Annotated in this window: 11 protein-coding genes; 3 read left to right on the top strand and 8 right to left on the bottom strand. The window is 74.9% G+C overall.

Translation table 11 applies throughout. The features are described from left to right. Positions 1–28 precede the first annotated feature (28 nt). Positions 29–1,102, bottom strand: a complete 1,074-nt coding sequence (locus tag GTW08_RS06630; protein ID WP_073577509.1) for a tartrate dehydrogenase — start codon at positions 1,100–1,102, stop codon at positions 29–31. A gap of 104 nt (positions 1,103–1,206) precedes the next feature. Between GTW08_RS06630 and GTW08_RS06625 the strand changes: the two genes are divergently transcribed. Continuing rightward, entirely contained in the window at positions 1,207–2,145 is a 939-nt protein-coding gene (locus tag GTW08_RS06625; RefSeq protein ID WP_073577510.1) for a LysR family transcriptional regulator, read from the top strand. On the opposite strand, the gene GTW08_RS06620 is transcribed toward GTW08_RS06625, so the two are convergent. Genes GTW08_RS06620 through GTW08_RS06610 form a run of 3 tightly spaced genes read right to left on the bottom strand, consistent with a single transcriptional unit; the run spans position 2,102 to position 4,282 of the window. Further along, positions 2,102–2,806, bottom strand: a complete 705-nt coding sequence (locus GTW08_RS06620) for a TIGR02206 family membrane protein (RefSeq protein ID WP_073577511.1) — start codon at positions 2,804–2,806, stop codon at positions 2,102–2,104. The genes GTW08_RS06625 and GTW08_RS06620 overlap by 44 nt on opposite strands. 7 nt (positions 2,807–2,813) lie before the next feature. Beyond that, positions 2,814–3,281 (bottom strand): cupin domain-containing protein, encoded by a 468-nt coding sequence (locus GTW08_RS06615; protein ID WP_073577512.1) that lies wholly within the window; start codon positions 3,279–3,281, stop codon positions 2,814–2,816. A gap of 14 nt (positions 3,282–3,295) precedes the next feature. Continuing rightward, complete coding sequence (locus tag GTW08_RS06610; protein WP_073577513.1) at positions 3,296–4,282, bottom strand: DUF808 domain-containing protein; 987 nt, start codon at positions 4,280–4,282, stop codon at positions 3,296–3,298. Between the two features lie 133 nt (positions 4,283–4,415). Between GTW08_RS06610 and GTW08_RS06605 the strand changes: the two genes are divergently transcribed. Next, positions 4,416–5,696: a cytochrome P450 family protein gene (locus tag GTW08_RS06605; protein WP_073577514.1), complete on the top strand. Its 1,281-nt coding sequence runs from the start codon at positions 4,416–4,418 to the stop codon at positions 5,694–5,696. A gap of 3 nt (positions 5,697–5,699) precedes the next feature. On the opposite strand, the gene GTW08_RS06600 is transcribed toward GTW08_RS06605, so the two are convergent. The 4 genes from GTW08_RS06600 to GTW08_RS06585 all read right to left on the bottom strand — a co-directional run bounded on the left by GTW08_RS06600 (position 5,700) and on the right by GTW08_RS06585 (position 8,951). Continuing rightward, complete coding sequence (locus GTW08_RS06600) at positions 5,700–6,524, bottom strand: ABC transporter permease (protein ID WP_237453603.1); 825 nt, start codon at positions 6,522–6,524, stop codon at positions 5,700–5,702. Further along, positions 6,521–7,471 carry an ATP-binding cassette domain-containing protein gene (locus GTW08_RS06595; RefSeq protein ID WP_073577515.1) on the bottom strand — a complete coding sequence of 317 codons (951 nt, stop codon included), beginning with the start codon at positions 7,469–7,471 and terminating at the stop codon, positions 6,521–6,523. Before GTW08_RS06595 ends, GTW08_RS06600 begins: the two co-directional genes overlap by 4 nt. A 51-nt stretch (positions 7,472–7,522) precedes the next feature. Further along, positions 7,523–8,368 carry a DUF4097 family beta strand repeat-containing protein gene (locus GTW08_RS06590; protein ID WP_073577516.1) on the bottom strand — a complete coding sequence of 282 codons (846 nt, stop codon included), beginning with the start codon at positions 8,366–8,368 and terminating at the stop codon, positions 7,523–7,525. Between the two features lie 67 nt (positions 8,369–8,435). Beyond that, positions 8,436–8,951 carry a hypothetical protein gene (locus tag GTW08_RS06585; protein ID WP_073577517.1) on the bottom strand — a complete coding sequence of 172 codons (516 nt, stop codon included), beginning with the start codon at positions 8,949–8,951 and terminating at the stop codon, positions 8,436–8,438. A gap of 139 nt (positions 8,952–9,090) precedes the next feature. Between GTW08_RS06585 and GTW08_RS32870 the strand changes: the two genes are divergently transcribed. Continuing rightward, positions 9,091–10,290 (top strand): cytochrome P450 family protein, encoded by a 1,200-nt coding sequence (locus GTW08_RS32870; protein WP_139282962.1) that lies wholly within the window; start codon positions 9,091–9,093, stop codon positions 10,288–10,290. Positions 10,291–10,445 lie beyond the last annotated feature (155 nt).

Raw genomic sequence — 10,445 nt, 5'->3', positions numbered from 1 at the left:
GGGGCGCGCCGGCCGGGTCCGGACGGGCTCATCCCCGCACGACCTCGGCGATCGCCGCGCCCAGCTCGGCGGTCGTCGCGGTGCCGCCCAGGTCCGGGGTGACGGTCGCGCCGCCCCGCCCGACGACGTCCTCGACCGCGGCCAGCACGGCCGCCGCGGCCTCGTGCTCGCCGAGGTGCTCCAGCATCATCGACCCGCACCAGATCTGGCCGACCGGGTTCGCGACGCCCTTCCCGGCGATGTCCGGTGCGGACCCGTGCACCGGTTCGAACAGGCTCGGGAACTCCCGCTCCGGGTTGATGTTCGCGCTCGGCGCGATGCCGATCGTCCCGGTGCAGGCCGGCCCGAGGTCGGACAGGATGTCGCCGAACAGGTTGCTGGCGACCACGACGTCGAACCGCTCCGGGCTCATCACGAACCGCGCCGCCAGGATGTCGATGTGGGAGGAGTCGACGTCGACGTCGGGGTACTGCGCCGCCATCGCCGCGACCCGCTCGTCCCAGTACGGCATGGTGATCGCGATGCCGTTGGACTTCGTCGCCGAGGTCAGGTGCCGGTTCGGGTGCCGCCGCGCGAGCTCGAAGGCGTAGCGCAGGATCCGGTCGACGCCGGTGCGCGTCATGACGGTCTCCTGGATCACGATCTCGCGGTCGGTGCCGGAGAACATCCGCCCGCCCACCGACGAGTACTCGCCCTCGGTGTTCTCCCGGACGATCAGCATGTCGACGTCGCCGGGGGACCGGCCGGCCAGCGGCGACGCGACGCCGGGCAGCAGCCGGGCCGGGCGCAGGTTGACGTACTGGTCGAAGCGGCGGCGGAACTGCAGCAGGCTGCCCCACAGCGACACGTGGTCGGGCAGCACCTCGGGCCACCCGACGGCGCCGAAGAACAGCGCGTCGAAGCCGCGCAGCTGCTCGAACCAGTCCTCGGGCAGCATCGTGCCGTGCTCGAGCCAGTGGTCGGCGCTCGCGAAGCCGAACTCGGTGAACTCCAGCCCGATCCCGAACCGCTCCGCGGCCGCGGTCAGCACGCGGACGCCCTCCGGGACGACCTCCTTGCCGATCCCGTCGCCCGGGATGAGGGCGATGCGGTGCGCGGTCATGTCGTGTCCTCCTCGACTCGGTTGCTTCTATCCTGATCGGCGAACCGGACGCGGTGAACCGTCGTCCGGACCGGACAGTCTTTCCGCAGGGGAAAGGAGTGGGTGTGGAGCTGCCCGAGTTCGACGACCTGCGTTTCTTCGCCGGGGTCGCCGCCGCGGGCACGCTGACCGAGGTGGCGCGCCAGTGGGGTGTGTCGGTGTCGGCGGTCAGCAAGCGGCTCGCCCGCCTGGAACGACGTCTGGGCGTCCGCCTGGTCAACCGGTCCACCCGGCGTCTCACCCTGACCGACGAGGGCCGCCGCTACGCCGAGGGCGCCCGCGACGTGCTGGGCCGGATCGACGACCTGGAGGACGAGATCGGCCGGCGTCGCTCGGGGCTGCACGGGCGGATCGCGGTGCACTCGTCGATGGGGTTCGGCCGGGCGCACGTCGCGCCGCTGCTCGGCACGTTCGAGGCGGCCAATCCGGACCTGCGCATCGACCTGGAGCTGTCGCACCTGCCGGTCGCCGTCGGCGGCTCCGGCTACGACTTCGCGGTGCGCGTCGGACCGCTGCCCGACTCGCGGCTGCACTCCCGGGTTCTGCACCGCAACCGGCGCGTGGTGTGCGCGGCGCCGTCGTACGTGGGCCGCCGCGGCACCCCGCGCACCCCCGCCGACCTGGCCGGACACGACTGCATCGTGATCCGGGAGAACGACACCGCCTACGCCCACTGGCGTTTCGGGACCGACGCCGACGCCGCCGGGGTCCGCGTGACGGGCGCGATGACCTGCAACGACGGCGAGGTCGCGACGGCGTGGTGCCGGGCCGGCCGCGGTCTGGTGATGCGCTCGCTGTGGCAGGTCGCGCCACTGCTCGCGTCGGGGGAGCTGGTGCAGGTGCTGGCGGACATCCCGACCCCGTCGGCGGACCTGCTGGCGGTGCACGGGGCGGACCCGCCCCGGCGGGTGCGCGCGGTGCTCGACCACCTCGTCGACGGGCTGGCGGAGCGGCTGCCGGTCAGGCCGGTTCCCGTTCCCGCCGCCGCGTCCACGGCCACGTGATCACCGCCCACCCCACCGCGACCAGCACGAACTCGACGACCAGGTAGACCGGCCACGGGCCCAGCAGGTCCAGCGCGGACGCGTTGGTCGGCTTGTGGGCGAGGAAGCCGTAGTTGGTGCCCGCGGCGAGGTTGAACGGCAGCACCACCGCCGCCCAGGCGATCGTGGCCGCCAGCGTCACGGCCATCCCGCGCCAGGTCGGCCGCACCCCGGCGCCCCAGGTCAGGTACACCGCGGCCCAGGTCACCAGCAGGTGCAGCGCCCAGAAGTGCAGGAATGCGACGTGCGGGAAGTCGGGGGAGTCGGTGGCCGGGGTGAGCAGCGCCTGCGGGGTCAGCGTGAGACCCCAGTAGTACAGCGGCGCGCACGCCCACCAGCGCCGTGTCCACAGGGCGACCGCGGCGGTGCCCCAGGACAGGTCCGAGAGCTGCAGCGGCAGCGAGATGTGCACGTCGAAGGTCTGCGGGGTCAGCAGCCGCAGCTGCAGCGGCACCAGCAGCACGACGACCACGACGGCGAACGCCCGCGAGACGCCCGGCTCGGCAGGGGTGCCGCGCAGCCGTCGTCCCAGGGCCACCAGCGCGACGGCGCCGAGGACCCCGACGGTCAGCGCGGCCCAGTGGGTCGCGCCGTAGGGCACGAAGACGCCGGTGTCTCCCATCGCCCGATCATGACGGACCGGGCAGCGCCGCGAGCAACCGCCACAGCGGGCGCTGCACCGCGTCGGGGATCCCGGCGAGGGAGAAGTCCAGGTCGTGGGCGACGTTGAGTCGCGCGAGGCGGCGCAGCGGCGGCAGCCGCCCGGCCGACGCCAGGATCCGGAACTGCTCCTCCAGGGGCCCGGCGGGGGTCTCGACGGTGCGCACACGCACCGGGCCGTCGCCCCCGTTGCCGAACGAGTGTGTGACGCCGGGCGGCACCACAATCCCGTCGCCGGGGTGCAGCAGGCTCGTCCAGCCCCCGACCCGTACCCGCAGGACGCCCTCGAGCACGGTGAACGACTCGGTGGCGCCCCGGTGCCGGTGCGGCGGGGGACCGGCCACCCCGGGCGGTACGACGGCCTCGAACTCGAAGGCCGGGGCGCCGCTGTGCAGCACGTCGATCGTCTCGCCGGACGGCATCTCGATGCGGCTCACGGCGGCCTCCCGGCTCAGGCGCCGGCGGTCCCGGCGGCCTCGGCGTCGTCGTCGGTGTCGTTCTTCTTCTTCCGCTTCGGCACCAGGTGCGCCACGGCGACGATCACCGCGCCGACCACGACCCCGAGGATCGCCGAGCCGACGGTGTTGGTGAGCCAGCCCAGGAACCCGCCCAGCGCACCGGTCGCGTCGGCGACGGCCACCTCCAGATGGTGCACCAGGTCGTAGATCGGGGAGAAGCCCAGCTCGTCCATCCCGACCAGCAGGATGTGCCCGCCGACCCACAGCATCGCCGCGACGCCGACGACCGACAGCGTCGTCAGCACGATCGGCATGGCCTTCACCAGCCCGCGCCCGAACGACGCGACGGGGCCGGAGCCGCGCTTCGCCAGGGCCAGGCCGGCGTCGTCCATCTTCACGATGAGCGCGACCGCGCCGTAGACGAGCGCGGTGATCGCGACGGCGACGACGGCCAGGATGATCGCCCGGGACACGATTCCCTCGGACGCCACCTCGTTCAGCGCGATGACCATGATCTCGGCCGAGAGGATGAAGTCGGTGCGCACGGCGCCGGAGACGACCCGGCGCTCGTTCTCCGCCGGGTCCGCCGCGACCTTCTCGTCGCGCTCCTCGGGGTGCTCGGAGTGCCCGGAGAAGTACTCCCAGAGCTTCTCCGCGCCCTCGTAGGCCAGGTAGCAGCCGCCGACCATCAGGATCGGGGTCAGCAGCCACGGCGCGAACTGGGACAGGATCAGCGCGACCGGCAGGATGAACACGATCTTGTTGATCAGCGAGCCCCTGGCGATCCGCCAGATGATCGACAGCTCGCGCTCGGGCTTGAGCCCCTGCACGTAGCGGGGGGTGACCGCGGCGTCGTCGACGACCACCCCTGCGGCCTTCGCCCCGGCGCGCCCGGCGGCCCCGGCGACGTCGTCGAGGGAGGCCGTCGTCAGGCGCACCAGCGCCGCGACGTCGTCGAGCAGGGCGAACAGTCCGCTCATCGGGTCACCGTCCGTTGCATGGCCGAATCCGTGCGCACGCGCGGAGCCTACGGTGCGGGCGGGACGAACGGGACCGAACCCGCCCGATCGCGGGGCTTGACCGTGCCGCGGCGGCACGGTGTCGACTGGGCCCATGGCAGAGGACACGACCACCACCGCGCCGACCGCGCCGACCGCAGGCCCGGACACCGTGGACCCGTCGGACCCGGTCGCCGGCTTCTCCGCGCTGCGCGAGGTCGCGGCGGTCGTGGAGATCCCGCTGGAGATCCCCGGACGGCCCACGCAGCAGGGCCTGATGGTGACCCGGCACGCCGAGGTCCGCGCGATGCTCACCGACGACCGCTTCCGGCACGACGCGGCCGCGGTACCGGAGGCGGAGAACTACCTGCGCAACGCCCAGACCGGGCTGATCGGGCTGCCCGAGGACCTCGACCTGCTCCGCCGTCCGATGCTGGGCCGGGACGGCGAGGACCACGCGCGGCTGCGCCGGCTCGTGTCGCGGGCGTTCACGGTGCGCCGGGTGAACGGGCTGCGCCCCCGCGTCGGGGCGATCGTCGACGGCCTGCTCGACGACGTCGCCGCGGCCGGTGCCGACGGCACCCCGGTCGACCTGGTGGAGGCGCTGGCCTACCCGGTGCCGATCGCGGTCATCTGCGAGCTCGTCGGCGTGCCGGAGGGCGACCGGGACCGCTGGCGGGAGTTCGCCCGGCTGCTGATCCAGCCCGACCCGGAGCGGATGCCCGACGTCGCCCGGGGGATGGTCGCCCACGTCCGGGACCTGATCGAGGCCCGTCGCCGGGAGCCGGCCGACGACCTGCTGTCCGGGCTGGTCGCGGCGCACGACGAGGACGGCGACCGGCTCTCGGAGCAGGAGCTCGTCGACATGACGGTGAACCTCACCGTCGCCGGGTTCGAGACCACCGCGCACGTGCTGGCCAAGGGCACACTCGCCCTGCTCAGCCGCCCGGACGAGCTCGCCGCGCTGCGGGCCGATCCGCAGCTGTGGCCGACGGCGGTGCACGAGCTGGTCCGCACCTGCGGCCCGATCCCGGCCGGGGCCCCGCGCTACGCGGCCGAGGACACCGAGATCGCCGGGACACCGGTGCCCGCCGGGACCGCGGTGCTGCCCGGCCTGCTGCCGGCGAACTTCGACCCACGCGTCGTCGACCGGCCCGACGAGCTGGACGTGCGCCGCGACCCCGGACGCGGCGAGGGGCACCTCGGGTTCGGGCACGGCGCGCACTACTGCCTCGGCGCCGCGCTGGCCCGCCAGGAGGTCGAGGTCGTGCTGTCGGCGCTGGTCACGCGCTTCCCGGGGCTCCGGCTCGCCGAACCGGCGGACGGCCCGTCGCGGCTGGGGTTCGAGCGGCTGCCCGCCCTGCCCGTCCACGTCGACCGCCCGCCGGAAGGCTGACGCTCAGCGCGCCGCGCGGGTCTCGTAGAGCCGGCGCGACCACAGCAGGCTCCCGACGGTGATCACCACGCACCAGCCGACGGCGAGCGCGGCGTCGGTGCCGGGCCCGGCCCCGCTGCCGGACCCGGCACCGAGCAGCCCGCGCAGGGTGTCGATGACCGGGGTGAACGGCTGGTACGCGGCGAACCAGCGCAGCCCGGCCGGCATCGAGTCCACCGGCACGAACCCGCTGCCCAGGAACGGCAGCAGCATCAGGAACATCGGGGTGTTGCTGGCCGTCTCCACACTGGCGGCGGCGAGCCCGAGGGCCACGGTCAGCCAGGTGAGGGCGACCGTGAGCAGCGCCAACATCCCGGCGACGCCCAGCCAGGCGAGCGGCCCGGCACCGCTGCGGAAGCCGAGCGCCAGCGCCACCCCGAGCACGACGACCAGACCGACCGCGGTCTGTACGAACGCGCCGACGACGTGCCCGGTGAGGACGCTGGACCGGGCGATCGCCATCGTCCGGAAGCGGGCGACGACGCCCTCGGTCATGTCGGTGGCGACCCCGATGGCGGTGCCCATCGCGACGCTCGCAACGGTCAGCAGCAGCACCGCGGGGGTGACGAAGGCCAGGTAGTCGCTGCGGTCACCGCCCAGCCCGGCGCCCATCGTGCCGCCCAGGACGACCACGAACAGCAGCAGGAACACCAGCGGCTGGGCGATCAGCATGATCGTCAGCGACGGGTAGCGGCGCAGGTGCCGGATGCGGCGGCGCAGCATCGTCACCGAGTCGGTGAGCAGGCGGGGACGGTCGAGGGCGGTGGTGTCCATGACGGCGGCGCTCATGACGCGGCCACCTCCGGGGTGCTCGGGTGGCCGGTGAGGGCCAGGAAGACGTCGTCGAGGTCGGGCGTGTGGGTGGTCAGCTCCTCGGGTTCCACCCCGGTCCCGGCGAGGCGGTCCAGCAGGTCCCGCAGGTCGCAGGCCCCGGTGGCGGGCAGCTGCAGCGTCACGGCGGCGGTGTCGGCGACGGCGGCGGGCAGCACGGTGCGGGCGGCGGCGAGGGCGTCGTCGTCGGCGAAGCGCAGGCGCACGTGCCCGCCGGGGACCCGGGCCTTGAGCTGCGCCGGGGTGCCGCGGGCGACGAGCCGGCCCCCGTCCAGGACGGCGACGTCGTCGGCGAGCTGGTCGGCCTCCTCCAGGTACTGGGTGGTCAGCAGCACGGTCACGCCGCGGCCGACGAGGTCGCGTACGGCGTCCCACAGGTCGCGGCGGCTGCGTGGGTCCAGCCCGGTGGTCGGCTCGTCGAGGAACAGCACGGCGGGGTCGGCGACGAGGGTCATGGCCAGGTCGAGGCGGCGGCGCATCCCGCCGGAGTACGTCCCGGCGCGCCGGTCCGCGGCGTCGGCGAGGCCGAAGCGGTCGAGCAGCTCCCGGGTGCGGGCGCGGCCGGCGTCGCGGGGCAGGTGGTGCAGGTCGGCCATCAGCCGCAGGTTCTCCGCACCGGTGAGCAGGCCGTCGACGGCCGAGAACTGGCCGGTCACCCCGATCGCGGCGCGGACGCCGTCGGGGTCGGTCGCCGGATCGCGCCCGGCGATGCGGATGCGTCCGGAGTCCGGTGGCAGCAGCGTGGACAGGATCCGGACCAGCGTCGTCTTGCCGGCGCCGTTCGGGCCGAGCAGCGCGAGCACCGTCCCGGCGGGGACGTCGAGGTCGATGCCGCGGAGCACGGCGTGGTCGCCGTAGGACTTGTGCACGGCGGCGACGGCGATCGCGGGCGGAGGTGTGGGCACGGTGGTTCCTCTCGTGGACGGGTTCGTGGGTGGGATCGCGGCCGGCGGGGGTCAGGCGCGGCGGACGACGATGTCGCCCTCGCGGGACCGGGCGTGCACGGCGACGGTGTCGACGGCGTCGCCGTCCGGGGCCTCGCGCGGTGCGAGGTCGTTGCCGACCCGGCCGGAGGTGTCGAGGTCGAGCCAGGCGGCGCTGCCCTGCGCGACGCCGATCTCCAGCCGGCCGTGCGTGCTGGTCAGCGACACCTCGCCGCGGTGGACGCGGCCGAGCCGGACGTCGCCGTAGGCGGTGCGCACACGGGCGCCCGCGCCGAGCTCGTCGACGTCGACGGGGCCGTGCGTGCCGGTCAGCTCGGCGTCGCCGGTCAGCTCGTCGGCACGGATGCCGCCGTGCTTGCTGCTCAGCGTCGCGGTGCCGCCGATGCGGTGGATCTGCATGCCGCCGTGGTCGGAGCGGACCGTGGCGTCCCCGGTGACGGTTCCGCCGATCCGGACGTGACCGAAGCCGGTGCTCAGGTCGGCGGAGGCGGCGTCGTCGACGCGGACGTCGCCGAAGCGGGTGCGGGCCTCGCAGGCCCCGAGCGGGCCCTCGACGACGATCCCGCCGTAGGTGGTGGCGGCGGTCAGCGCCGACCCGGCGGGCAGGGCGATCCCGACCTCGATCGAGCGGCCGGGGGTGCGCGGGGTGAGCTTCTGCAGCAGCCCGAGCTGCGGGCCGGTGACGCGCAGCTCCCGCCCGGTCAGCTCGACCCGGACCCGGTCGGCGTGGGCGCGGTCGGCGTCGGAGCTGCGGACCTCGACGACGGTGTCGGTGCGGTCCGACGCGGTCACCCGTAGCTCGCCGATGGCGAGGTCGACGATCGCGGTGACGGGCTCGGGGGTGTCGTAGGTGGGCACGGGGCATCGCCTCCTCGGCGTCGCGGGGACGCCGTGAGTCAGGGGTGGGTGGCAGAGGTCGTGTGGCTCAGCCGAACCAGCCGACGCGGCCGCGGCGGGCGGCGTCGGGGCGGTCGGGCGCGGTGGCGGGGCGGTCCAGCGCGGCCGCGGCCACACGGGTCAGCCAGGTGTTCACGCTGAGGCCGTCCCGCCCGGCGGCCTCCTCGATCCGGGTCTTGAGCGTCTCCGGCGGCCGGAAGTTGATCCGGGCGACCGGCCCGGACTCGCCGTCGGCGCCCGCCGGTGGCGATGGCGCCACGGGTGGCGCCTCCGTCGTCGCCGGGGGTGCCGACGGCGGGGCCGACCCTGCGGTGACGACGAACTCGGGGTCGCTGCCGCGCAGCCGCACGTGCACCGACCCCGGTGCGAGCTCGAGGGTGATCTCGTCGGCCGCCGCGGCCAGCGCCTCGAGCAGGACCAAGCGGGTCGTCGACGTCAGGGGCGTGAGCAGCCGTTCCGCGGCCACCCGCGTGTCCTCGCCCGCGGCCTCGCCCAGTGCGGCGAACTCGGTGCGCAGGCGATCGACATATCCGTCCAACTCCATGGCGCAACTATGGCGCAGGATGGCGCCATCGTCAATTGTGTGGCGTCACGGAGGTCGGTCGGCGTTGCGGGCTTGACCCTGCCGCGACGGCACGGTGTCCGATGGACCGGACCTGCTGACGCCGTCGAGGGAGTACGTCGTGGACCGCACCACCTGCCCGGTCGCCGCCTTCGGGCGCCTGCGCGAACAGGGGCCCGTCGTCGCGATGCCGGAGTCGCCGATGGGCGCCGCGTCGCTCGTCACCCGGCACGACGACGTGCACGCCCTGCTCCTGGACCCGCGGTTCCGCAACGACCCCGCCGGGGTGCCCGGCGCCGGGGACGTCATGGGCACGCTCTTGACGGGGCTCGGGCTGCCGCCGGAGCTCGACCACCTCGGCCGGGGCCTGCTCGTCCGCGACGGCGCCGACCACGCCCGGCTGCGCCGGCTCGTCTCCCGGGCGTTCACCGTGCGCCGGGTCGCCGCGCTGCGCCCCCGCGTGGAGCAGCTCACCGCCGAGCTGCTCGACGACGTCGCTGCCACCGGTGCCGACGGCAGCCCGGTCGACCTGCTGCCCACGGTGTTCCGCGCGCTGCCGATCGCGGTGATCTGCGAGCTCGTCGGCGTCCCGGTGGAGCAGCGCGGGCTCTGGCGGGAGCTGGCCGCGCTGCTCGTCGCACCCGACCCGGAGCGGATGCCCGACGTGGCGCGGGCCGTCGTCGCACAGATCCACGAGCTCGTCGCGGCCCGGCGTGCCGACCCGCGCGACGACCTGGTCGACGTGCTCGTCGCGGTGCACGACGACGGCGACCGGCTCACCGCCGACGAGCTGGACGTCCTGCTGTTCGACCTGGTCGTCGCCGGGTTCGAGACGACCGCGCACGTGCTGTCCCGGGCGACGCTGGCCCTGCTGACCCGCCCCGACCAGCTCGCGACGCTGCGCGAAGAACCGTGGCGGTGGCCCACCGCGGTGCACGAGATCGTGCGGACCTGCGGCGCGGTCCCGGTGAGCACGCCCCGGTACGCGAGCACCGACGTCGTCGTCGGCGACACCCGGATCGCGGCGGGGGAGTCGGTGACGGCCGGGCTGGTCACCGCGAACTTCGACCCGCGTCGGCACGACCGGCCCGACGAGCTCGACGTGACCCGGGACCCGGGCCGCGGCGAGGGGCACCTCGGGTTCGGCCAGGGCGCCCACTACTGCCTGGGGGCCGCGCTGGCCCGTCAGGAGATCGAGGTGGCGCTGCACGCGCTGGTCGGGCGGTTCCCCGCGCTGCGGCTCGCCACACCGGCCGACGGGCCGTCGGACCTCGGGTTCGAGCGCCTCGGGTCGCTCGAGGTGCGGGTCGACGCGCCGTGACCGCCGGTGTTGCGCGACCACACCCGTGCTGCCGTCGTGCCCGGTTCCGGCCAGGATGACCGGTGTGACCCGTGACCCGCACCCCGCCCGTGTCCGTCGCGCCGGGACGGCGGCCGCGGCCGTCGCCCTGATGGTCGCCGCCGGCTGCGGCGCCG

The organism is Pseudonocardia sp. SID8383, assembly GCF_009864975.1.
GTDB classification, from domain to species: domain Bacteria; phylum Actinomycetota; class Actinomycetes; order Mycobacteriales; family Pseudonocardiaceae; genus Pseudonocardia; species Pseudonocardia alni.
Note: the sequence above shows the minus strand (reverse complement) of the source record. Positions and strands in the feature narration are given on the sequence as shown.